The sequence below is a fragment of the Nocardia sp. NPDC003482 genome, from assembly GCF_053588115.1.
The window spans coordinates 56,740-78,459 of record NZ_JBSFPI010000024.1 but is presented as its reverse complement, the minus strand read 5'-3'; the positions used below and the strand labels follow the sequence as shown (position 1 = coordinate 78,459).

At 68.7% G+C, this 21,720-nt stretch carries 21 protein-coding genes; 7 read left to right on the top strand and 14 right to left on the bottom strand.

Features of this window, described 5'->3' with window-relative positions:
* Window positions 1–45: 45 nt before the first annotated feature.
* The 4 genes from ACWDSJ_RS30935 to ACWDSJ_RS30920 form a co-directional block, all read right to left on the bottom strand.
* On the bottom strand, window positions 46–1,353 hold the full coding sequence (locus ACWDSJ_RS30935) for a fatty acid desaturase family protein (protein WP_450036092.1): 1,308 nt from the start codon (window positions 1,351–1,353) through the stop codon (window positions 46–48).
* 228 nt (window positions 1,354–1,581) lie between these two features.
* The gene (locus ACWDSJ_RS30930) at window positions 1,582–2,730 is read right to left on the bottom strand and encodes a ferredoxin reductase (protein ID WP_450036091.1); all 1,149 of its coding nucleotides are present in this window, start codon (window positions 2,728–2,730) and stop codon (window positions 1,582–1,584) included.
* Between the two features lie 92 nt (window positions 2,731–2,822).
* Complete coding sequence (locus ACWDSJ_RS30925) at window positions 2,823–3,341, bottom strand: DUF6912 family protein (RefSeq protein ID WP_450036138.1); 519 nt, start codon at window positions 3,339–3,341, stop codon at window positions 2,823–2,825.
* Window positions 3,342–3,375: 34 nt separating this feature from the next.
* Window positions 3,376–4,773, bottom strand: a complete 1,398-nt coding sequence (locus ACWDSJ_RS30920; RefSeq protein WP_450036089.1) for a WS/DGAT/MGAT family O-acyltransferase — start codon at window positions 4,771–4,773, stop codon at window positions 3,376–3,378.
* Window positions 4,774–5,059: 286 nt separating this feature from the next.
* Between ACWDSJ_RS30920 and ACWDSJ_RS30915 the strand changes: the two genes are divergently transcribed.
* On the top strand, window positions 5,060–5,473 hold the full coding sequence (locus ACWDSJ_RS30915; RefSeq protein ID WP_450036088.1) for an Rv3235 family protein: 414 nt from the start codon (window positions 5,060–5,062) through the stop codon (window positions 5,471–5,473).
* 130 nt (window positions 5,474–5,603) lie between these two features.
* Complete coding sequence (secA, locus tag ACWDSJ_RS30910; protein WP_450036086.1) at window positions 5,604–8,438, top strand: preprotein translocase subunit SecA; 2,835 nt, start codon at window positions 5,604–5,606, stop codon at window positions 8,436–8,438.
* Between the two features lie 222 nt (window positions 8,439–8,660).
* On the opposite strand, the gene rsgA is transcribed toward secA, so the two are convergent.
* From rsgA to ACWDSJ_RS30895, 3 genes are all read right to left on the bottom strand, one after another.
* Complete coding sequence (gene rsgA / locus ACWDSJ_RS30905; RefSeq protein ID WP_450036084.1) at window positions 8,661–9,698, bottom strand: ribosome small subunit-dependent GTPase A; 1,038 nt, start codon at window positions 9,696–9,698, stop codon at window positions 8,661–8,663.
* Window positions 9,659–10,942, bottom strand: a complete 1,284-nt coding sequence (gene aroA, locus ACWDSJ_RS30900) for a 3-phosphoshikimate 1-carboxyvinyltransferase (RefSeq protein ID WP_387364020.1) — start codon at window positions 10,940–10,942, stop codon at window positions 9,659–9,661. The genes rsgA and aroA overlap by 40 nt, the downstream gene beginning before the upstream one ends.
* Window positions 10,943–11,086: 144 nt before the next feature.
* Window positions 11,087–12,595: an aldehyde dehydrogenase family protein gene (locus tag ACWDSJ_RS30895; protein ID WP_450036082.1), complete on the bottom strand. Its 1,509-nt coding sequence runs from the start codon at window positions 12,593–12,595 to the stop codon at window positions 11,087–11,089.
* A gap of 133 nt (window positions 12,596–12,728) precedes the next feature.
* On the opposite strand from ACWDSJ_RS30895, the gene ACWDSJ_RS30890 reads away from it, so the two are divergent.
* The gene (locus ACWDSJ_RS30890) at window positions 12,729–13,511 is read left to right on the top strand and encodes an SOS response-associated peptidase (RefSeq protein ID WP_450036080.1); all 783 of its coding nucleotides are present in this window, start codon (window positions 12,729–12,731) and stop codon (window positions 13,509–13,511) included.
* Between the two features lie 16 nt (window positions 13,512–13,527).
* On the opposite strand, the gene ACWDSJ_RS30885 is transcribed toward ACWDSJ_RS30890, so the two are convergent.
* The 4 genes from ACWDSJ_RS30885 to ybaK form a co-directional block, all read right to left on the bottom strand.
* The gene (locus tag ACWDSJ_RS30885) at window positions 13,528–13,794 is read right to left on the bottom strand and encodes a hypothetical protein (RefSeq protein ID WP_387364029.1); all 267 of its coding nucleotides are present in this window, start codon (window positions 13,792–13,794) and stop codon (window positions 13,528–13,530) included.
* A gap of 170 nt (window positions 13,795–13,964) precedes the next feature.
* Complete coding sequence (locus ACWDSJ_RS30880) at window positions 13,965–15,587, bottom strand: MDR family MFS transporter (protein ID WP_450036137.1); 1,623 nt, start codon at window positions 15,585–15,587, stop codon at window positions 13,965–13,967.
* 68 nt (window positions 15,588–15,655) lie between these two features.
* Entirely contained in the window at window positions 15,656–16,153 is a 498-nt protein-coding gene (locus ACWDSJ_RS30875) for a MarR family winged helix-turn-helix transcriptional regulator (RefSeq protein WP_387364032.1), read from the bottom strand.
* Between the two features lie 127 nt (window positions 16,154–16,280).
* Window positions 16,281–16,775 carry a Cys-tRNA(Pro) deacylase gene (gene ybaK / locus ACWDSJ_RS30870; protein ID WP_450036078.1) on the bottom strand — a complete coding sequence of 165 codons (495 nt, stop codon included), beginning with the start codon at window positions 16,773–16,775 and terminating at the stop codon, window positions 16,281–16,283.
* Window positions 16,776–16,847: 72 nt separating this feature from the next.
* Between ybaK and ACWDSJ_RS30865 the strand changes: the two genes are divergently transcribed.
* Both ACWDSJ_RS30865 and rsrA read left to right on the top strand, forming a co-directional pair.
* The gene (locus tag ACWDSJ_RS30865; RefSeq protein WP_387364038.1) at window positions 16,848–17,702 is read left to right on the top strand and encodes a sigma-70 family RNA polymerase sigma factor; all 855 of its coding nucleotides are present in this window, start codon (window positions 16,848–16,850) and stop codon (window positions 17,700–17,702) included.
* Complete coding sequence (gene rsrA, locus ACWDSJ_RS30860) at window positions 17,699–17,983, top strand: mycothiol system anti-sigma-R factor (RefSeq protein WP_387364041.1); 285 nt, start codon at window positions 17,699–17,701, stop codon at window positions 17,981–17,983. The genes ACWDSJ_RS30865 and rsrA overlap by 4 nt, the downstream gene beginning before the upstream one ends.
* A 62-nt stretch (window positions 17,984–18,045) precedes the next feature.
* Here the strand turns inward: rsrA and ACWDSJ_RS30855 are convergent, their stop codons facing one another.
* Window positions 18,046–18,120: a 50S ribosomal protein bL37 gene (locus ACWDSJ_RS30855; RefSeq protein ID WP_369801531.1), complete on the bottom strand. Its 75-nt coding sequence runs from the start codon at window positions 18,118–18,120 to the stop codon at window positions 18,046–18,048.
* 98 nt (window positions 18,121–18,218) lie between these two features.
* On the opposite strand from ACWDSJ_RS30855, the gene ACWDSJ_RS30850 reads away from it, so the two are divergent.
* Window positions 18,219–18,434 (top strand): biotin/lipoyl-binding carrier protein, encoded by a 216-nt coding sequence (locus ACWDSJ_RS30850; RefSeq protein WP_387364044.1) that lies wholly within the window; start codon window positions 18,219–18,221, stop codon window positions 18,432–18,434.
* 81 nt (window positions 18,435–18,515) lie between these two features.
* Complete coding sequence (locus ACWDSJ_RS30845) at window positions 18,516–20,030, top strand: sensor histidine kinase (RefSeq protein WP_450036075.1); 1,515 nt, start codon at window positions 18,516–18,518, stop codon at window positions 20,028–20,030.
* A gap of 111 nt (window positions 20,031–20,141) precedes the next feature.
* On the opposite strand, the gene ACWDSJ_RS30840 is transcribed toward ACWDSJ_RS30845, so the two are convergent.
* Together ACWDSJ_RS30840 and ACWDSJ_RS30835 are read right to left on the bottom strand one after the other, a co-directional pair.
* Window positions 20,142–20,396 carry a WhiB family transcriptional regulator gene (locus tag ACWDSJ_RS30840; protein WP_019930908.1) on the bottom strand — a complete coding sequence of 85 codons (255 nt, stop codon included), beginning with the start codon at window positions 20,394–20,396 and terminating at the stop codon, window positions 20,142–20,144.
* 233 nt (window positions 20,397–20,629) lie between these two features.
* On the bottom strand, window positions 20,630–21,595 hold the full coding sequence (locus ACWDSJ_RS30835; protein ID WP_450036073.1) for a diacylglycerol/lipid kinase family protein: 966 nt from the start codon (window positions 21,593–21,595) through the stop codon (window positions 20,630–20,632).
* Window positions 21,596–21,720 lie beyond the last annotated feature (125 nt).

Here is a 21,720-nt window from a genome sequence, read left to right as displayed (position 1 = left end):
CGGATCGATTCACAACTGTGACGTACACCGCATTGTGCGGGTGACCTACGCCTGCCTGGGCTTGCGCGCCTTGTCGCGCAGCGCCCGCTTGGCCTCGCGCAGCGTCTCCTTCTCCTGACGCGCCTTCTCCTTCAGCGTCGCCCGCGCCTCGGCCATCGCCGAACGCAGGCCGCGTCGGCGACCGGTCTCGGGATCGATTCCGGGCCAATGGTTTTCGGCCCAGTGATCGAACATGCGCTCCGAGGAGGTCTCGGGAGCGTCGTGCGCGGTGCGCCGCAGGAACCGATCCGGCAACGCCAGCTTGTGAATCGTACGGAACGCCAGCAGATATTGCTTGCCGAGCGAACCGGTCGTATACGGCAGATCGTATTTGTCGCACAGCTGGCGGACCTGCTCGGCGACCTCCGGGTACCGATTGCTCGGAATGTCCGGGAACAGATGATGTTCGATCTGATAGCAGAGATTGCCGCTCATGAACGCCATGACCGGACCCGCCTCGAAATTGGCGCTGCCCAGCATCTGCCGCAGATACCACTCGGCCCGCGTCTCGTCGGTGAAATGCTCCTCGGTGAACTTCTCCGCGCCGTCGGGGAAGTGCCCGCAGAAGATCACCGCGTAGGCCCACAGATTGCGAATGAGATTCGCGGTCGCGTTGGCCTTCAGCGTCTGCTTCCACGCCGGACCGGTGAGCAGCGGGTAGATCACGAAGTCCTTGACGACCTGTCGACCGGCCTTGCGCGCGAACGCCTTGTTCGGCTCCGACGCCACCTGCCACGGGTTCACCCCGAGCTGCACCTTCTCCGCCGACAGATCGTGCAGCGCGATACCCCACTCGAACGTCGCCGCGAGGATCAGATTGGCCACCGGCTGCACCAGATGCAGCGGCTTCCACTTCTCGTCGCGGGTCATGCGCAGGATGCCGAAACCCAGATCCTCGTCCTTGCCGAGGATGTTGGTGTAGGTGTGGTGCGAGTAGTTGTGCGCCCGCTTCCACTGCCCGGACGTGCCGGTCATATCCCACTCCCAGGTGGTGGAGTGGATCTCGGGATCGTTCATCCAATCCCATTGCCCGTGGCTGATGTTGTGCCCGAGCTCCATGTTCTCGATGATCTTCGCGACGGACAGCAGGGCCGTGCCCAGCACCCACGCCGAACGCTTCCGGCTCGCGAACAGGGTGGCCCGCCCGGCCGCCTCGAGCATGCGCTGGGCGCGAATCGTCCGACGAATGTACTTCGAATCCCGTTCGCCGAGGGACTGTTCCACGTTCCGGCGAATGGTGTCGAGCTCCGCCCCCAGGGTCTCGATATCGGCGGCCGTCAGGTGAGCGTATGCATTGATGTCGGTGATTGCCACTGTGTTGGATTGCCTCGCTTCGCTCGGCGGGGTTTGCGGCCCTGAGTCTCGTCGTTCCGCGGTCGAGACTCGCGCTGCGCGCATGCGCTTCGACCGCGGAACGACGAGACGGCCGCAAACCGGCGCTCGTAAGACTCGCGCCCAACGGGGTACCTCGGGCGCGAAGGTTCTGTTCTGAGGGTAGCGGGTGAAGCTGAGAGAAGCTTGTTGTCAGCGTGTCGTGGCTGGTCAGATGTCCAGGGTGCAGTCGCCGGCGGCGGCGGAGATGCAGGTCTGGATCTTCTCTCCGGCCTGGTGTTCCATGCCGTTGCGCAGATCCCTGGCGTGGCCGTCGGTGAGGGTGAGCACACAGGTCTGGCAGATACCCATGCGGCAGCCGAACGGCATCTGCACGCCCGCGCCCTCGCCGGCCTGCAACAGACTCGTGGCGCCGTCCACGGCGACGCTGCGGCCGGTGCGGGCGAAGGTGACCGTGCCGCCCTGGCCCACCGCCGAGCGCTCCACCTCGAACCGCTCGACGTGCAGGTGGTCGCTCAGATCTGCTGCGGCCCAATGCTTTTCGATGTCGTCCAGCATGGCCAGCGGGCCGCAGGCCCAGGTCTGGCGCTCGCGCCAATCGGGATACAGCTCGTCCAGCGTGGACAGCTCGAATTTGCCCTGCTCACCGGTCAATTGCAGATGCGAGGTGAAACTCGGGTGCTTGTCGTGCAATTCGCGCAGTTCCGCGGCGAACATGACGTCCTCGGCCGACCGCGCCGAATGGATGTGCACCACATCCGGCACGGTGTCGCGGCGATCGAGTGTGCGCAGCATCGCCATGACGGGCGTGATGCCGCTGCCCGCGGTGAGGAACAGGATCTTGCCCGGCGGCGGCTCGGGCAGCACGAAACCGCCCTGGGGCGCGGCCAATCGGACGATCGTGCCCTCGGGGACGCCGTTGACCAGGTGGCTGGACAAAAAGCCTTCGGGCATCGCCTTGACCGCGATGGAGATCAGGCGCTTGGCCCGGCTCTCCGGATCGGTCCAGTCCGGGGGACAGGTCAGCGAGTACGACCGCCAGTGCCAGCGGCCGTCGACCAGGACGCCGATCCCGATGTACTGCCCGGGGGTGAACTTGAAATCGAACCCCCAGCCGGGCTTGATCACCAGCGTGACCGAATCGGCGGTCTCCTCGCGCACGTCCACGATGCGGCCGCGCAGCTCGCGGGCCGACCACAGCGGATTGACCAGGTGCAGGTAATCGTCCGGCAGCAGCGGGGTGGTGATGCGTGCCGCCGCCCCGCGCAGCGCGTCCAGCCGGGTGCGCCCGGCCGTCTTCGCCTCGGCGACCGGAGCCTCCAGCCATGCCCGAATACTCTGTACCGATTTCGAGACCATTCGCCCATTTCCTGTGATCACGCGCCCGTCGGCGCCTTACGCCAGCAAGGTTACGGCATCGTAGGTTGCGCGGGGGCGGGAGCGGTAGAGGGTCACAGCAGATCGAGCAGGAAGGGCAGTTCCTGGGTGGCGTACCAGGCCAGTTGGTGATCCTCGGCGTCGCCGAGCACGAATTCGGCGTCGGTGTCGCCGAGGTCGGCGGCGTCGATCACGTCCACGGCCTTGGCCACCGCGGGTTCGGCCTCGGCGAGATCGACGTGCACCGAGGCGATCCGGTCGTAGGGGATCGCGGCCGACAGGCGGACCACGGCGTCGTCGAGGTCGGGGCGCAGCGTGGCGCCGGTGACGTCGGCGGCGATCACCGCGCGGCGGTAAACCGGGCTGTGGTAGCCGGATTCGTCGTCGGTGCTGTCGTCGTCGGCGCTGCGGGTGGCCGTCTCGCGCTCGTCGGCGAGCAGGCGCAGCGACGCGCGCGCGGCCTCGCCCATCGCGACCTCGGCCAGTTCCTCGTCGTCGCCCGCGGCGTACGCCTCGCGCAGCGCGGGAGTGACCGCGAAGGCGGTGTCGTTGATCGCGCGAATCTCGCGATCGGACACCAGGTTCCGCAGCATGGCGATCGTCGCCGGGACGTAGACCCGCAGCTTGTCATTGGACGCAGGCACCGAGCATCTCCTCCATGGACTCGCGCACCGCCGCGGACAGCACCCCGATATCGGCCATCGCGTCGCGATCGGCATTGAGACCGTAGAACACCCGTCCGTCGTAGGACGTGATTCCGATACTCGACGCCTGATTGCGCAGCAGGGGCGACACCGGATACATCTCCAGTATCCGCGCGCCGCCGATGTACATCGGCCGTTGCGGACCCGGCGCGTTGGTGATCACCAGATTGAACGTGTGTTCTGCGAACGTACTCGCCGACCGCACGCTCATCGCGTGCAGGCTCGCCGGAGCGAATCCGGCCATGTGCACCAGCGTGCGGGCCCGCACGGCGTGCCGGTGGCGGGTGTGCGCCTCGGTGGCGTGGCCGATGTGCGACAGCCGCATGGCCGGATTGGGCTCGCCCACCGGCAGATCCATCAGGAACGACGACACCTCGCTGTCGCAGCCGCGCGCGCCCGTCGCGTACACCGACATCGGCACGATCGCGCGCAGCACCGCCGATTCGGCGAGCATGTCCCCGCGCGATTGCAGGAAGATGCGCAGCGCGCCCGTCACCACGGCCAGGATCGCGTCGTTGGTCGAGCAGCCGAACCGCTCGCGGATGCGGCGGTAGTCGTCGAGGTCGGTGTGCACCACGTCGAAGCGGCGATTGCGCGAGGTCGGGGTGTTGAACGGGCTGGCGGGCACACCGGTGGCCGCGCTGCGCACCCGGGAGAGCGCCCGCTCCACGGCCCGGCCGGTCGCCCCGGCCACCGACCTCGCGCCCGCCTGCCGCAGCGCCCCGAGCGCCTCGCGCGGCTGGCCCGCCAATTCGGCCACGGCCATGGCCAACAGCTGCGCCTCGCTCGGTTCGCGGTGCGCGGTCCAGGGATCCGGGGCGAGTTCGCGTGGCGCCGGGCCGGTGTCGAGGATCACGTGCCCGATCTCGAGCGCGCCGCCGCCGTCCACGAGCGCGCTGTGGGTCTTGGTGAAGATCGCGGAGCGGCCCTCGGCCAGACCCTCGATCAGGTACATCTCCCACAGCGGCCGGGTCTGGTCGAGCGGGCGGGAGGACAGCCGGGCGACCAGGTCGTGCAGCTGCTCGGCGGAGCCGGGCGCGGGCAGCGCCGAGCGGCGCACGTGATAGCCGATGTCGAAGTGGGCGTCGTCCACCCACACCGGGCGGCCCAGCGCGAACGGCACCTCGCGGACCTTGTGCCGATAGCGCGGGACCAGCGGCAATCGGTTCTCGACCAGTTCGACCAGCCGCTCGTAGGCCGCCCGTCCCGGTTCGGGCGGATCGGTGTCCGCCACGATGGCGAGCGAGCCGATGTGCATCGGATTGCTGCTCGATTCGAGCCGGTAGAAGGACGCGTCCTGCGGCGACAGTCTCGTGATCACGCTCTCCGGTGCTCCTTCCGATACCCGCTCCATTGTGAGGTCACACAAACCCGTCGGCGGTAGGCGTGTCCCCTTTTCGCCATACGGGTTGCGAAATCTTCCGGCCCGGGTGGCTGCCGTGCGATGCTGGGACGTTCGTGTCCAGGGGAGCCGACAACGAGGGGGAATCGGGATGTTATCGCCCGCGCCGAATGCCGAACCGCCACTGGGCGATGCCGACCGGTCGGGGAATCGGAGCCGGGCGAGCGGTCCGGCGGGCCGAGCGCCGCTGCCCTGCCGTCGTCGCGTGCCCGCGCGCACCGGCGCGTATCGCCTGCGCGGAACTCATCGCAGGTCACCGCACGACGGGCGTTCCCCATCCTACGCCAGGTTCGACGAAAACGGTTCGGCGGCAACACGATTCGCCGAGCGGTCGCTGCGGCTGGTGCTCGAGGTGCTGGACGGCCGACGGTCGGCGACCCAGCTCACCCGGCTGACCGACCCCGCGGTGGCGGCGATGCTCGCGACCGCCGCGCGCACCGCGGTCGCGGATCGGCGGCTCGGCGCGGCGGTGCTGGTCGCGGTGCGCGCCGAACCCGTCGCGCCGGGCGTGGCCGAGGTGGTGGCCGGATACGAGCGCGGGGCGCGCCGCTTCGCCGTGGCGGGCCGGGTGACCTGCCGCCGGGGCGAATGGCGGCTGGTGGCGCTGCGGCTGCGATGACGCCGCGCCCGCCGCCTAGGATGGATCCCGCATTACCATGGGCGATGCTGCCACAGCCAGCCCCCGCGTGGGCCCAGCCCGGCGTGGGGTGCCGAGACGAACAACACCGACCAGAGGACTGACGAGACCCGTGCCTGCGCTGACACTGACGAGGTTGCTACGTTTTGGTGAGGGCCGCGTCGTGAAGCGGCTCGCGCGGCTCGCCGACGAGGTCATCGAGCTCGAGCCGGACTACGCCGAACTCACCGATGCCGAACTGCGCGGTAAGACCGACGAATTCAAGCAACGCTACGCCGACGGCGAATCCGTGGACGAACTGCTGCTCGAGGCGTTCGCGGTCGCGCGCGAGGCGTCCTGGCGGGTCCTCGGTCAGAAGCACTACAAGGTGCAGATCATGGGCGGCGCGGCGCTGCACATCGGCAACGTGGCCGAGATGAAGACCGGTGAGGGCAAGACCCTCACCTGTGTGCTCCCGGCCTACCTCAACGCGCTGTCCGGCGACGGCGTGCACGTCGTCACCGTCAACGACTATCTGGCCAAGCGCGACGCGGAGTGGATGGGCCGCGTGCACCGCTTCCTCGGCCTCGAGGTCGGGGTGATCCTCGGCGGCATGAGCCCGGCCGAGCGGCGCGCCGCCTACGGCGCCGACATCACCTACGGCACCAACAACGAGTTCGGCTTCGACTACCTGCGCGACAACATGACCCACTCGCTGGACGATCTGGTCCAGCGCGGGCACAACTTCGCCGTGGTCGACGAGGTCGACTCGATCCTCATCGACGAGGCCCGCACCCCGCTGATCATCTCCGGCCCGGCCGACGCGTCCTCGAAGTGGTATGCCGAATTCGCCCGTATCGCACCGCTTCTCAAGAAGGACGTGCACTACGAGGTCGACATCAAGAAGCGCACCATCGGCGTGCACGAGGCGGGCGTGGAGTTCGTCGAGGACCAGCTGGGCATCGACAACCTCTACGAGGCCGCGAACTCGCCGCTGGTCAGCTATCTGAACAACGCCATCAAGGCCAAGGAACTCTACGTCCGCGACAAGGACTACATCGTCCGCAACGGCGAGGTCATCATCGTCGACGAGTTCACCGGCCGAATCCTGGTGGGCCGCCGCTACAACGAGGGCATGCACCAGGCCATCGAGGCCAAGGAGGGCGTGGAGATCCAGCCGGAGAACCAGACGCTGGCCACCATCACGCTGCAGAACTACTTCCGCCTCTACGACAAGCTCTCCGGCATGACCGGCACCGCCGAGACCGAGGCCGCCGAGCTGCACTCGATCTACGGCCTGGGCGTGGTGCCGATCCCGACCAACAAGCCGATGATCCGCAAGGATCAGGCGGATCTGATCTACAAGACCGAAGAGGCCAAGTTCGAGGCGGTCGCCGACGACATCACCGAGCGGCACGAGAACGGCCAGCCGGTGCTGGTCGGCACGACCTCGGTCGAGCGGTCGGAGTACCTGTCGAAACTGCTGACCAAGCGCGGCATTCCGCACAACGTGCTCAACGCCAAGTACCACGAGCAGGAGGCGCAGATCATCGCCGAGGCCGGTCGGCCCGGCGCGGTCACCGTCGCCACCAATATGGCCGGTCGCGGTACCGACATCGTGCTCGGCGGCAATCCCGACATCATCGCCGACCTGTTGCTGCGGCAGCAGGGCCTGGATCCGGTGGAGACCCCCGACGACTACCAAGCGCACTGGCTGCCGACGTTGGAGCGGGTCAAGCAGCAGGTCGAGGAGGACGGCGAGCGGGTCCGCGAGGTCGGCGGCCTGTACGTGCTGGGCACCGAGCGGCACGAGTCGCGCCGCATCGACAACCAGCTGCGCGGCCGGTCCGGCCGTCAGGGCGATCCGGGTGAGTCGCGGTTCTACCTGTCGCTGGGCGACGAGCTCATGCGCCGGTTCAACGGCGCGGCGCTGGAGTCGATCATGACCCGGTTGAACCTGCCCGACGACGTGCCGATCGAGGCCAAGATGGTCTCGCGGGCCATCAAGAGCGCCCAGACCCAGGTCGAACAGCAGAACTTCGAGATCCGCAAGAACGTTCTGAAGTACGACGAGGTGATGAACCAGCAGCGCACCGTGATCTACGCCGAGCGCCAGCGCATCCTGGCCGGTGAGGACATGGAGGGCCAGGTCCAGAACATGATCACCGACGTGATCACCGCCTACGTCGAGGGCGCGACCGCCGAGGGTTACGTCGAGGACTGGGATCTGGCGAAGCTGTGGACCGCGCTGAAGACGCTGTACCCGGTCGGCATCGATTACAAGGATCTGACCGGCGAGAACGACTCCGGTGAGATCGGCGAGCTGACCCGCGAGGAGCTGCTCGACGCGGTCCTCGACGACGCGCACCAGGCGTACGCGCGCCGCGAGAAGGAGATCGACGACCTGGCCGGTCCGGGCAGTATGCGCAATCTGGAACGCCAGGTGCTGCTGTCGGTGCTGGACCGCAAGTGGCGCGAGCACCTCTACGAGATGGACTACCTCAAGGAGGGCATCGGCCTGCGGGCGATGGCCCAGCGCGATCCGCTGGTGGAGTACCAGCGCGAGGGCTTCGACATGTTCGCCGCGATGCTCGAGGGGCTCAAGGAGGAGTCGGTCGGCTTCCTGTTCAACCTCCAGGTCGAGGTGCAACAGCCGCAGCCGCAAGGGGTTTCGGTGGATCCGGGCCTGCGCTCGCCGGTCGGCGCGCTGGCGGGCGCCCCCGCCGCCCCGGTCGAGGGCTCCCCCGCGGCCCCGGCGGCCTTGCGCGCCAAGGGGATCGGCGACCGCTCCAACACGGGCGGCCTGACCTATTCGGGCCCCGACGAGGGCGGTCACGTCGCCCGCCACAGCGACGCCGAGGAGTACGGCGACAACGGCCACGACGGCACGACCCGCCGCGAGCGCCGCGAGGCCGCCCGGGCGGAGGGACGGCATCCGAAGCCCCCGAAGTCCAAGCGCCGCCGCTGATTTCGCCGACGATGCCCTCCCGCCGATCCGGTGGGAGGGCATCGGTCTGTTCGGGGGAGGGACGGGATTGGAGTGCACCCGCCACCGGAGAGTCGATGAGGGGCAAGGACATCGGATCCGGCGGCGGGGCCATCGATAGTTTGCTGGAGGGGAGCTGCGCGGGGGAAGCGTTGCGGTGTTGCCGCCTGTTGCCGGTCGTGGCAATACCGGGCGGACTTCTCGTCAACCGCCGCCCATTGCCCATGGATCGTTGGCATTGAGCGCGACCAGCAGGCGGCGGATGGCGGCCACGCGACGTTCCTTGCCGGGCAGGCGGTCCAGGGCGCATTCGGGATCGGCGGGCGGGCCGAGATGGGTGCAGCCGCGCGGGCAGTCCTCGATGGCGTCGGCGAGATCGGCGAACGCCTGGATGACGTCGTCGGGGGTGATGTGCGCCAGGCCGAACGACCGGATGCCCGGGGTGTCGATGACCCAGCCGCCGCCGGGCAGCGGCAGCGCGATCGACTGCGTGGAGGTGTGCCGCCCCTTGCCGACGCCCGACACCTCACCGACGGCCCGATCCGCCTCGGGCACAAGGCGATTCACCAGCGTCGACTTGCCGACGCCGGAGTGGCCGAGCAGGCAGGTGAGCCGTTCGCGGAGCAGGTCCAGGATCGGTTCGAGGGGGTCGTCGCGGCCGCCGGGCACGATGGTGAGGTCGAGATCGCGGAATTCCGTGGCGAATTCGGAGTTCGGGTCGAGATCGTGTTTGGTCAGGCACAGCACCGGTTCCAGGCCACCGGCGTAGGCGGCGGCCATGGCGCGTTCGACGAAACCGGTGCGCGGCGGCGGATCGGCCAGCGCGACGACGATGAACAGCCGTTCGGCGTTGGCGACCACGACGCGTTCGAAGGGATCGGTGTCATCGGCGGTGCGCCGCAACACCGTTCGCCGCTCGGCCACCCGCACGATCCGGGCGAGGGTGTCGGGGGCGCCGGACAGATCGCCCACCACGCCCACCTCGTCGCCCACCACGATGGGGGTGCGGCCCAGTTCGCGCGCCCGCATGGCCACGATGGGCCGCTCCGGATCCCCCTCGAGCACACAGCTCCAGCGTCCCCGGTCGACCGCGGTGACCATGGCGGTGACCGCGTCCCGATGTTCGGGCCGGGTCTTGGTGCGCGGCCGCGAGCCCTTGCCCGGGCGCACCCGGACATCGGACTCGTCGTAGTCGCGGCGTCTCAGTGCGCCGCTCCCGTGCCGGAAAGCATTGTCTCCCACAGGGATACGAAGTCGGGCAGGGTTTTGGCGGTGGTGCCGATGTCCTCGATCCGGACGCCGGGGACGCGCAGGCCGAGGATCGCGCCCGCGGTGGCCATGCGGTGGTCGGCGTAGGAGTGCCAGTCGCCGCCGTGCAGCGGGGCCGGGACGATGTCGAGGCCGTCGTCGGTCTCGGTGACCTTGCCGCCGAGCCGGTTGATCTCGGTGGCCAGGGCGGCCAGCCGGTCGGTCTCGTGGCCGCGCAGATGCGCGATGCCGCGCAGCCGCGACGGGGAGTCGGCCAGCGCCGCCAGCGCGGCGACCGTGGGGGTCAGCTCGCCGACGTCGTGCAGGTCGATGTCGATGCCCGCCAGGCGTTCCGGGCCGCGCACGGTGAGTTTGCCGTCGAAGCGGCGGGCCTCGGCGCCCATGCGCACCAGGATCTCGCGGATGACGTCGCCGGGCTGATTGGTCAGCTGCGGCCAGTGCGGGATGATCACCTCGCCGCCGGTGACCGCCGCCGCGGCCAGGAACGGGGTGGCGTTGGACAGATCCGGCTCGACCTCCCAGTCGACCGCGTGGATCGGGCCGGGCTCGACCGTCCAGACCTGTTCGGCGCGTGGATCGTTCGGGGCCTGCACCCGCACGCCCGCCTGCTCGAGCATCTGCACGGTCATCTCGATGTGCGGCATGGACGGCAGCGGCGCGCCGTCGTGCCGGACGGTCACGCCCTCGTCGAAGCGCGCGGCCGACAGCAGCAGTCCCGAGACGAACTGCGAGGAGCCGGAGGCGTCGATGGTCACCGCCCCGCCGCGCAGCTTGCCCATGCCGTGCACGACGAACGGCAGCGAATCGCCGTCGATGTCCACGCCGAGTTCGCGCAGCGCGTCCAGTACGGTCCGCAGCGGCCGCAGCCGGGCCTGCTCGTCGCCGAAGAACGCGACGTCGCCGTGGGCCAGCGCCGCGACCGAGGGCAGGAACCGCATCACGGTCCCCGCCAGCCCGCAGTCGACGGTCGCGCTGCCCAGCGCCCCGGCCGGGGTGATCGCGAGAGTGTCGGCGTCCCCGTCGATCTCGGTGCCCAGCGACCGCAGCGCCCCGATCATCAGATCGGTGTCGCGGCTGCGCAGCGCCCCGGTGATGGTCGAGGGCCGATCCGCGAGCGCCGCCAGGATCAAAGCCCGATTCGTGATCGACTTCGACCCCGGCAACGCCACGGTGGCGTGCACGGGCTGATCGGTATGGGGCGCTGGCCAGAAACTCACCCCCCCATCTTCGCCTATACCTCCGAAACCCACCCACTTCCCCCCGCCCCCGAAACCCAGCCGCACCCCTTGTTCCGATCCGCACCCATTCCAGGGCACTGGAGAGGGTGCGTTTGCGAACAAGGGGTGCGGCTGGGGTTGCGGTTACTTGTGGCGGCCGTGCAGGAGGGGGACGACGCGGCGGAGGAGTTTCATGGTGCGCTCGGTGCGGGTGTAGCTCATCAGGGCCATACCCGGAATCGCGAAACGCTGCACCGCGATCGAGTGGGGTTCGGTGAACTCGAGCAGGCCGGGGGCGCCGTGGATGCGGCCGATGCCGGAGTCGCGATGACCGCCGAAGGGCAGCGCCGAGATGGCGGCGAAGCCGAGCACCGAGTTGACCGAGGTCGCCCCGGCCTTCAGGCGGCGCGCGATCTCGAGGCCCTGCTTGCGGGAGTACACCGAGGAGCCCAGGCCGAAGGTCGAGTCGTTGGCCAGCTCGACGGCCTCGTCCACGCCGCTGACGGTGCGGATGGTGACGGTCGGGCCGAAGGTCTCCTCGCGCACCGCGGCCGAGTTCTCGTCGACGTCGACCAGCACGACCGGCTCGATGTAGGGGCCCTTGATCGACTCCGGGCCGCCGAGAACGGCCGTGCCGCCGTTCTTCAGCGCGTCCTCGATGTGGCGGCGCACGACGTCGATCTGACTCGGCATGGTCATCGGGCCGTAGCTGGCCTTGTCGTCGGAGCCGGGGTGGATGTCGGTCAGGATGCGCTTGACCTCGGCGACGAACTCGTCGCTGATGGACCGGTCGACGTAGACGCGCTCGACGCCCGCACAGGTCTGGCCGCTGTTCATGGTGGCGCCGTAGGCGACCGCGTCGGCGGCGGCCTTGATGTCGGCGTCGGCGGCCACGATGACCGCGTCCTTACCGCCGCACTCCAACAGCACCGGCGTGAGCCGCTCGGCCGCGGCGGCCATGATCTTCTTGCCGGTGGCCGCCGAACCGGTGAACGCGATCTTGTCGATATCCGCGCGCACCAGGGCCGCGCCGGTCTCGCCGTAACCGTTGATCGTGACGAAAACACCATCCGGCAGTTCGGGATTGGCCTCGGCGAACAGCTGGGCCAGGAAATTGCCGATGCCCGTGGAGTATTCGCTCGGCTTGAACACCACGGTATTGCCCGCGGCCAGCGCGTAGCCGATGGAACCGTTGGGGGTGTAGACGGGATAGTTCCACGGCCCGATCACCCCGACCACACCCAGCGGGCGCTGCTCGATGTAGGCGGCGAAGTTCGACATCAGCGCCCCGGGGGAGACCTTCTTGGTCTTCAGCACCTTCTCGGCGTTGCTCGCGGCCCACTTGATGTGCTCGAGCGCCAGCATCAACTCGAGGAAGGCGTCGTCGCGCGGCTTGCCGTTCTCGGCGTGGATGAGGTCGCAGAATTCGTCGGCGCGGGCGACGATCCGGCTGCTCCAGCGCAACAGGTGGCGCTTGCGGTCGGCGAAGCTCAGGCTCCCCCAGGTCGCGGCCGCGCGGCGAGCCTTGGCCACGGCGGCGTGCACGGCCGCCTCGTCGGCGATCGGGTGGGTGGCGATGACCTCGCCCGTGGCCGGATCGACCGATGTGAGCGTGGTCTCGCGGGTGACGGCGGTGGACTCGGTGGTGGACATATTTCGGCGACCCCTAATGAGAGAGTTGTGGCTCGAAGTTCTCACACCATAGATGTGAAGTCAACCGCCTTCAGTTGCATTTTCGGCCATTCTTCCGCCCTGGCTGTCGGTGCCCGGTGGCAGCATGGGAACCATGTGCGGCAGATACGCGACAACGGCGAACCCGGCCCGGCTCGTCGCCGAACTCGACGCCCTCGACGAGACCGGCGACCGCCCCGATTCCGGCCCGAACTACAACGTGGCGCCCACCAATCAGGTGCTCACGGTCGTCCGGCGGCACGATCACGACCACCCCGACGACGAGCCCCGGCTGCGGGTGCGGCGGATGCGCTGGGGGCTGATCCCGGTGTGGACCAAGGCCGCCGAACCGCGCGTGCCCGCCAAGGGCAAACCGCTGTTCAACGCGCGCGCCGACAAGGCCGCCACCACCGCCTCGTTCCGCGACGCGGTGAAGAAGCGCCGCTGCCTGGTCCCGATGGACGGCTGGTACGAGTGGCTGGTCGAGGGCCAGACCGACAAGGGCAAGGCGATCAAGCAGCCCTATTTCATGGCACACGCCGACGGTTCCCGGCTGTACATGGCCGGGCTCTGGTCGACCTGGCGCGATCCGGACCATCGCGATATGGACCCCCTCCTGTCGTGCACGATCCTCACCACCGACGCGGTCGGCGATCTGACCCGCATCCACGACCGGATGCCGCTGCCGATGCCGCGCGAGCACTGGGACGCCTGGCTCGACCCGGACCACCCCGCCCCCCACGAACTGCTGGAAACGCCTCCGCCGCAATGGGTTTCGGATATCGTCGCGCGCCCGGTCTCGCCGCTGGTGAACAGCGTGCGCAACAACGGCCCCGAACTGCTGGCCGATCCGGCGGCCGGAAACGACGAGCGGGCCGGTCAGACCAGCCTGATCTGACCGGCCCGGCCGCTCGTCACAGGTCGCAGCGCACCGACGGCACCGCGACATTGAGTCCGCATCGCACGATGCTCGCGCCGAGGTCGACCAGTTTGGAGGTCGCGCCGCCGCCGTACTTCTCGGCCTTCTCCGCCTGCTTGTTCGGTCCGTCCTGGGCGGCCCGCCCCGGCCCGGAGCCGAGGGGGTAGTTGGAATCCGCGGTGGCCGTCGCGCAGCCCAGCAGGAGGATCACCCCGCCCGACACGGCGACGATCATGGTGCGCACCCGGTGCCTGTCCGACATTTCGCATCACATCCTCGGGGTCGAACGAATCTGACCCGATCAGTAACGCACACCGAATGATCCCATTCGGGAGATTTGCGGCTTTCGTGCCGTACGCGGGCGTGTTGCCCGCAAACGACCGGGCGGCCCCGCCACGAGGTGCGGGACCGCCCGGGAAACTGTCGCGGGGCCTAGACGGGCTGGGCAGTGGCGACCTTGCGTTCGTTGGCCTCGGCTCCGGCCTGGATGCCGCCCGCGGTGCGCAGCGGCACCTCCTTCCAGAACACCACCAGCACGAGCGCCAGCGCCGCGATCCCGGTGACCGACAGGAACACCGTCGACATCGAATCCGCGAAGCCCACCTTGAACGGCCGGGCCAGCGTCGGATTCAGCTGCTGGATCACCGAACTGTCGTTGAGCACCCCGCTCGCGGCCGAGACATCGTGCGCCGCAAGGCCCTTCGACAGTGCCGCGTCCGCGGGATTCGAGCTGTGCAGGCCCTCGGCGACCGCCTGCTGGAACGCGGGCTGGGTCGAGGCGGACCGCAACTCGTCCCCGATGCTCGGGCTCAGCTGGGCGAACAGGATGGACAGGAACACCGCCACGCCCAGCGTGCCGCCGATCTGCCGGAAGAACGTCGCGGCCGCGGTGGACACGCCCATGTCCTTGGGCGGCAACGCGTTCTGCAACGCCAGCGTCAGCGGCTGCATCAGATTGCCCAGGCCCAGTCCGGTGATCCCCATGAAGATCATCACCAGCCACAGGTGGCTGTCGGCGTCGACGAAGTGCAGCAGGAACAGTCCCAGCGTGAGCAGCGCCGCCCCGATCAGCGGGAAGGCCCGGTAACGGCCGGTGCGCGAGATCGTCTGACCCGCCACGATCGAGCCGACCATCATGCCGAGCACCATCGGCAGCATCTGCAACCCGGCCACGGTCGGGCTCGAGCCGCGCACGACCTGCAGGTACTGCGGGATCAGGCTGATGCCGCCGAACATGCCCGCGCCGACCACGAACGAGATGACCACGCCGAGCGCGAAGGTCGAGTTCTTGAACATCCGCAGCGGGATGAGCGCCGCGTCCCCGAGCCGGGCCTCCACCGCGACGAAGCCGAGCACGCCCAGCACGCCGACGACATAGCACAGCACCGAAGACGTACTGCCCCAACCCCATTCGCGGCCCTGCTCGGCCACCACCAGCAGCGGCACGATGCCCACGGCCAGCATGAGCACGCCCCACCAGTCGATCCGCACGCCCGGCCGCGGGGTGCGGGGCAGGTGCAGCACGCGGGTCACCACGGCGAGGGCGACGACGCCGATCGGCACGTTCACCAGGAACACCCAGCGCCAGCCGGTGACGCCGAAGATGTCGGCCTGCCCGGCGAACAGGCCGCCCAGCACCGGGCCGACCACGCTCGAGGTGCCGAACACGGCCAGGAAGTAGCCCTGGTAGCGGGCGCGTTCGCGCGGGCCGACGATATCGCCCATGATGGTCAGCGCCAGCGACATCAGCCCGCCCGCGCCCAGGCCCTGCAATGCGCGGAAGGCGGCCAGTTCGTACATCGACTGCGCGAACGAACAGGCCAGCGAGCCGACCACGAAGATCGTGATGGCCGCGAGATAGAACGGCTTGCGCCCGTACATGTCCGACAACTTGCCGTACAGCGGGGTGGCCAGGGTCGCGGTGATCAGGTAGGCGGTGGTCACCCACGCCTGCAGGGAGTAGCCCTGAAGATCGTCGGCGATGGTCCGGATGGACGTGGACACGATGGTCTGGTCCAGCGCGGCCAGCAGCATGCCGAGGATGAGCCCGCTCATGATGACCAGGATCTGGCGGTGGGTGAAACCCGCCTCCGATCTCGGTTCGGCGGGTGCGGTTGCGGTTGTCACGAGTCTTTCTCCGTCGCTGAGTTCTGGGAGGTCGGGGGAGTGAGGATGGCCGGGCGCGCGGCGTCGTAGTCGTCGACGAAGCGCCGCAGCATGGTGCCGAACAGCTCGCGTTCGTCGTCGGTCCAGTCGGCCAGGACCCGTTCGAAGGTCTCGTTGCGGCGCTTGCGCATCTGCGCGGCCACCTCGCGGCCCGCGTCGGTGACGACCAGGACGCTGGCCCGGCCGTCGGCGGGATCGGCCCGGCGTTCGATCAGGCCGCGTTTGACGAGGGTCTGCACCTGACGGCTGATCGTCGAGGCGTCGGAGTACAGCGCCTCCGCCAGCGCTCCGGACCGCATGGGCCCGTCGCAGAGCAGGCGGAAGATGATGCCGAACGCGGCGATCTCGATCTCGCCGCCGGAGTGGGCGGCGATGTGGGCCTGGGTGCGTTCGCGGATCCGGGCCAGGCGGACCAGCTGCTGAGCGATCCGATCGACCGCCGAGTCGCCGTCCATGTGCTGTCGTCTCCTTGCATCCGTCAACTGCTTGTGCGAAGCAATTGCTTGTATCTGCCAACTAGTTGTACTAGGCAAGTATGCGACCGCGAGCGACCGCGGGCAAGGAGTTTTTCTGTGATCCGGATCAGCCCTGCGTGACGGGTGCGGTCACCGCGGCGGTGAGCCGGATGAGATCGGCGGGGGCCAGCTCGATCTCGAGCCCGCGGCGGCCCGCGCTGCACAGGACGCGATCCCAGGTCAGCGCGGATTCGTCGATGACGGTTGGCAGCGCGCGCTTCTGGCCCAGCGGGGAGATGCCGCCCAGCACGTAGCCGGTGGTCCGCTCGGCGCGGGCCTTGTCGGCCATCGCGGCCTTGGGCGCGCCGAGCGCGGCCGCGGCGGCCTTGAGCGACAAGGTGTTCGGCACCGGCAGCACGGCGACCGCGAGGCCGCCGGTGGACAACTCCACGACCAGGGTCTTGAAGATCTGCGCGGCGCGCACACCCAGCTGTTCGGCGAGCGCGGCCACGGCCTCCGCGCCGAACGAGTCCGCGCGCGGATCGTGCGGATAGGAGTGCACGCGGTGAGCCACCTTCGCCTGGGTGAGCACCCGGACCGCCGGGGTCGACGCACCTGCCATGCGGGCCAGATTAGGCGCCGCGGCGGCCGGGGCGCGAACGCGCGGGAACACACCGCGCGCACGCCATGTTGCATGCGATACGAAATCCATCCACCCCCCAGCGACCTTCGAAGGAGTTTGCCGGTGACCGTTCTGGTCGATGAACGCCCGGTGCGCGTCGTCACCGGATTCCTGCTGCCCAGTCCCGTCGCGGTAGATTCGGAAACTACGGCGATCGAAGGGATGGGCGTGACGAGCGACGACGAAGTGACGGCCGGCATCGGAGAGCCCGATGATCCCGCCGACGACGAGTTCGCGGACGACGGATCCGGGGCCCGCAGCGATTCGAGCGAAGCCGAACTGGCCCAGCGGTTCGAGCGCGACGCGCTGCCGTTGCTGGATCAGCTCTACGGGGCGGCCCTGCGCATGACCCGCAACCCGGCCGACGCCGAGGATCTGGTCCAGGAGACGTTCGCCAAGGCGTTCCAGGGTTTCCGGTCCTTCCGCGAGGGCACCAATCTGCGGGCCTGGCTGTACCGGATCCTGACCAACACCTACATCAACTCCTACCGCAAGAAGCAGCGGCAACCGGCGCAGTACCCGACCGACGAGATCACCGACTGGCAGCTGGCCTCCACGGCCGAGCACACCTCCACGGGCCTGCGCTCGGCGGAGATGGAGGCGCTCGAGGCGCTGCCCGACGACGACATCAAGGCCGCGCTGCAATCGCTTCCGGAGGAGTTCCGGATGGCGGTGTACTACGCCGATGTCGAGGGCTTCCCCTACAAGGAGATCGCCGACATCATGGGGACTCCGATCGGTACGGTCATGTCCCGCCTGCACCGCGGCCGCAAGCAGCTCAAGGGTCTGCTCGCCGACGTGGCGCACGAACGGGGGTTCGATCGCAACCGCACGGGTGAGGGCACGCGTCAGGAGGTAACCCAGTGAGCACCGGCGACGACGAGACGGAACTGGACTGCACGGCGGTTCTCGCCGACGTCTGGCTGATCCTCGACGGCGAATGTGACGAGGCGACCCGGGAACGGCTGCGCCACCACATGGACCACTGTTCGCCGTGCATCGAGGCCTACGGCCTGGAGGAGAAGCTCAAGCGGCTGCTGCACACCAAGTGCGGCGGCGACCGCGCCCCCGAGGCGCTGCGCGAGCGGCTCACCCTCGAGATCCGCAGATCGGTGACGATCACCGAGACGAGCGTCGAACAGCCCTGACGCGACAGAGCGGCACGCCATCGAAATGGCGTGCCGCTCAGTGCTTTTCGGGGCGCCCGTCGTCAGCTGTTGGGGCGCTTGCCGTGGTTGGCCGCGTTCTTGCGGCGGCTGCGCTTCTTGCGTCCACGCTTTCCCATGGTTTCCTCCTTCTGATCGACGCCATTGTTCCATGTGTGGTTGGCTGTACCGTCAGCGGCCGCTGGCCGGAACGCGTCGGTTCGAACGAGAGGGTGGCATGGCCGAGGAAGTGCACGCCGAGATGGTGTCGACCGTCTTCCAGATCGTCGCCGAGGAGGGCGCGCCGATCGCCGAGGGCGACACGCTGGTGCTGCTGGAGTCGATGAAGATGGAGATTCCGGTCCTCGCCGAGGTCAGCGGCACGGTCGCCTCGATCAACGTCAAGCCCGGCGACGTGCTGCAGAAGGGCGATCTGATCGCCGTCATCGCGTGAACCCGGGCGGGATCGCGCGGAACGACACCCTTCACCTGGTGTAAGGGGAGGATGTTCACATCGGGTGAAGGAGCGTGGGTGATGTCGACACTGAGCGATCTGCTGGCCGAGCACACGGATCTGCCGGGCGCGGCCGTGGATCATCTGCAGCGGATGGTCGGCGACTGGCAGCTGTTGTCGGATCTGTCGTTCGCGGATCTGCTGCTGTGGGTGGGCGCGGGCCCGGTCGCCGAGGGCGCCGACGTCGTCTGCGTCGCGCAGAGCCGCCCGACCACCGCCGCGACCGTGCACCCGAAGGATCTGGTCGGCTCGCTGGCCTCGCGCGACGACCAGTCCCAGATCTTCGAGGCCCTGCTGACCGGTGAGATCGTGCGGCTGGACTCGGACGTGGAGACCAGCGGCGTCTATCACCCCACCCCCGTGCACGCCATCCGCGAGGCGATCCCGGTACGGGTCGGCGACGACGTGATCGCGGTGCTCGGGCGCGACACCGACGTGCGGCGCACGAAGGTGCGCGGCAGCCTGGAACAGGCCTATATGGCCTGCGCGGACGATCTGTGCCGGATGATCGCCGACGGCACCTTCCCCACCCTCGAGGACCGCACCGGTTCGCATTCCAGCCCGCGCGCGGGCGACGGCTTCATCCGCCTCGACACCCAGGGCCAGGTCGTCTACGCCAGCCCGAACGCGCTGTCGGCCTATCACCGCATGGGCTTGCAGAGCGATCTGGCCGGACAGGATCTCGCGCAGACCACGCGCTCGCTGATCACCGATCCGTTCGACGCCCAGGAGGTGGTCAGCGACATCCAGGCCGCGCTCGCGGGCAAGTCCGGGCGGCGGATGGAGGTCGAGGCGCGCGGGGCGACCGTACTGCTGCGGACCATCGTGCTGCGCCCGAACGGCGAATTGGTCGGGGCCGCGGTGCTCGTCCGCGATGTCACCGAGGTCAAGCGCCGCGACCGCGCGCTGCTGTCCAAGGACGCGACCATCCGCGAGATCCATCACCGGGTGAAGAACAACCTCCAGACCGTCGCGGCCCTGCTGCGCCTCCAGGCCCGCCGCACCGAGAACGAGGAGGCCCGCCTGGCGCTGACCGAATCGGTCCGCCGGGTCACCTCGATCGCCTCGGTGCACGAGATGCTGTCGATGTCGGTGGACGAGGAGGTCGATCTCGACGAGGTCGTCGACCGGCTGCTGCCGATCATGGCCGACGTCGCCACCGTGCACACCGCCCGCATCAAGGTGCGGCGCGCGGGTTCGCTCGGCGTGTTCTCCGCCGAGCGGGCGACCCCGCTGGTGATGGTGCTCACCGAATTGGTGCAGAACGCCATCGAGCACGCCTTCGACGCGGGCGAAAACGGCACGGTCACAATTCGTTCCGAGCGGTCGGCCCGCTGGCTCGACGTCATCATCAGCGACGACGGCCGGGGTTTGCCCGACGGTTTCAGTTTGGAGGGTTCCGACCGGCTCGGGCTCCAGATCGTGCGCACTCTGGTCACGGCCGAATTGGGCGGTTCGATCGGTTTGCATCCGGGCGCGGATGTCGGAACCGACGCGGTGTTGCGGGTTCCATTGGGCCGCCGGTCTTCTCGCTGACCGATTTTCCTGCCCGGAAACAATGAAGCCCGGCACCGCATGGGTGCCGGGCCGGAAATGCGTTACGGCCGGGCCGAGCGCTATCGCGTGGCCGTAACGCGCGGTGCCGTACTAGACGGCACTGCGAGTGCGGGTGCGCGCGTTGCGACGCTTCAGCGCCCGACGCTCGTCTTCGCTCATACCACCCCAAACGCCGGCGTCCTGGCCTGACTTCAGGGCCCAGGACAGGCACTCGGCGGTTACGGGGCAGCGGGCGCAGACCAGCTTGGCATCGGCAATCTGCGCGAGCGCGGGACCGCTGTTACCCACCGGGAAGAACAGCTCGGGGTCCTCGTCGCGACAGATGGCCTTGTGGCGCCAGTCCATTTCCTCTGCTCCTTTGCTGGGCGCGCTCGGGCGCCTCTGGTTTGTGGTCCGTTCACTTGTGCGACTCGAATGTTTCCGCACGGTTGCTTGTGAATGCTTTCACGAACACCGTAGATGTCAATAGCTTTGTGGTGCACCGTGGGGAAGCTCACGCTGTAAGACCCCTACCTGGGGGCCTGCGGAGTCCTTTGTACTCGCTCGCGCCGGTTTTCGCAGCACAACTGCGATGTTTCTCAGTTGTGTCGGCCCGAATCCGGTCGCGGGGCGACCACCTCGAGCACCTCCGGCACGGCCGTGAATTCCACCACGGTACGTCGGCCGATGAAGTCGCCGTCAATTTGCAGCCCGATCGGCTCGGCGGCGGTGATCCGTACCGACGGAACGTCATCGGTGCGAAACAAATTGCGCGCCTTGGGATTTCCCTCCGCGGACAGCAGTTGACGGGCGACCCACAGTGTTGGCAGTACCCCCATGGTCCGCATGGCAAACACCCCGAGACCGGTCTCGAATCGGGTGCCCGGATTGGTGCGAACGGGACGAGAGTCCAGAAACGTCCACGGACTGGTATTCGTCACGAACGCGTAGTGCACGCCCGCGACCGGTTCGTGTCCGGGGACCTCGACGGTGAGCGCGGGCTCGCGCCGGCGGGCCCGGAAGAACTGCCGCACGGTGGTCCGCAGATAGCGGGCCGGGGTGGCCGGATGTCCGTTCGCGCGACTGTGGTCGATGGCCTCGCACACATCGGCGTCGAGCCCGACCCCCGCGCTGAAGGTGAACCAGCGATCGTCGGCGATGGCCAGCCCGATGCGCCGATCCCCGCCCGATCCCGGCGACAGCTGATGGATCAGCTGATTGGTGGCCGCCACCGGATCGGGCTCGAGCCCGAGCGAGCGGGCGAACACATTGGCCGAGCCGCCCGGAATCACTCCCAGCCGCGGAGTCCACGCCTGCCCGTCGTCGACCTGCGGCAGCGGCAGGAACCCGTTGATCGTCTCGTTGACCGTCCCGTCGCCCCCGTGCACGACGATCAGATCCATCTCGTTGGTAGCGGCCCACTGCGCCAACTCGGCCGCATGCCCCCGATGCTGCGTATGCGCGACGATCAACTGCGTGCGGCTCTCCAACGCGTGAGCGAGCAGATCGCGGGTGGCCGGCGTCGTCGAGGTGGCATTGGGATTCACGATCAGCAGCGTCCGCACCCGAAGCAGCGTACTGTGCCCGATCCCAACCCCCACCCACCCGCGGACCCCGGCCCTCCCGGGACCGTGCCGTCCCGCTGACGCGCGGGTTCCGGCCCCTGCTGTGCGTTGGCGCGTGGGCTTTG

Coding starts and splice junctions, on each gene's coding strand:
- ybaK (WP_450036078.1), bottom strand. CDS start 16,775: ATGGCAGGTGCGTCGACCCCGGCGGTCCGGGTGCTCACCCAGGCGAAG.
- ACWDSJ_RS30930 (WP_450036091.1), bottom strand. CDS start 2,730: ATGGTCTCGAAATCGGTACAGAGTATTCGGGCATGGCTGGAGGCTCCG.
- ACWDSJ_RS30850 (WP_387364044.1), top strand. CDS start 18,219: ATGGCCGAGGAAGTGCACGCCGAGATGGTGTCGACCGTCTTCCAGATC.
- ACWDSJ_RS30845 (WP_450036075.1), top strand. CDS start 18,516: ATGTCGACACTGAGCGATCTGCTGGCCGAGCACACGGATCTGCCGGGC.
- ACWDSJ_RS30875 (WP_387364032.1), bottom strand. CDS start 16,153: ATGGACGGCGACTCGGCGGTCGATCGGATCGCTCAGCAGCTGGTCCGC.
- ACWDSJ_RS30885 (WP_387364029.1), bottom strand. CDS start 13,794: ATGTCGGACAGGCACCGGGTGCGCACCATGATCGTCGCCGTGTCGGGC.
- ACWDSJ_RS30865 (WP_387364038.1), top strand. CDS start 16,848: ATGCGATACGAAATCCATCCACCCCCCAGCGACCTTCGAAGGAGTTTG.
- ACWDSJ_RS30880 (WP_450036137.1), bottom strand. CDS start 15,587: ATGAGCGGGCTCATCCTCGGCATGCTGCTGGCCGCGCTGGACCAGACC.
- ACWDSJ_RS30895 (WP_450036082.1), bottom strand. CDS start 12,595: ATGTCCACCACCGAGTCCACCGCCGTCACCCGCGAGACCACGCTCACA.
- ACWDSJ_RS30925 (WP_450036138.1), bottom strand. CDS start 3,341: ATGCTGCGGAACCTGGTGTCCGATCGCGAGATTCGCGCGATCAACGAC.
- ACWDSJ_RS30890 (WP_450036080.1), top strand. CDS start 12,729: ATGTGCGGCAGATACGCGACAACGGCGAACCCGGCCCGGCTCGTCGCC.
- ACWDSJ_RS30840 (WP_019930908.1), bottom strand. CDS start 20,396: ATGGACTGGCGCCACAAGGCCATCTGTCGCGACGAGGACCCCGAGCTG.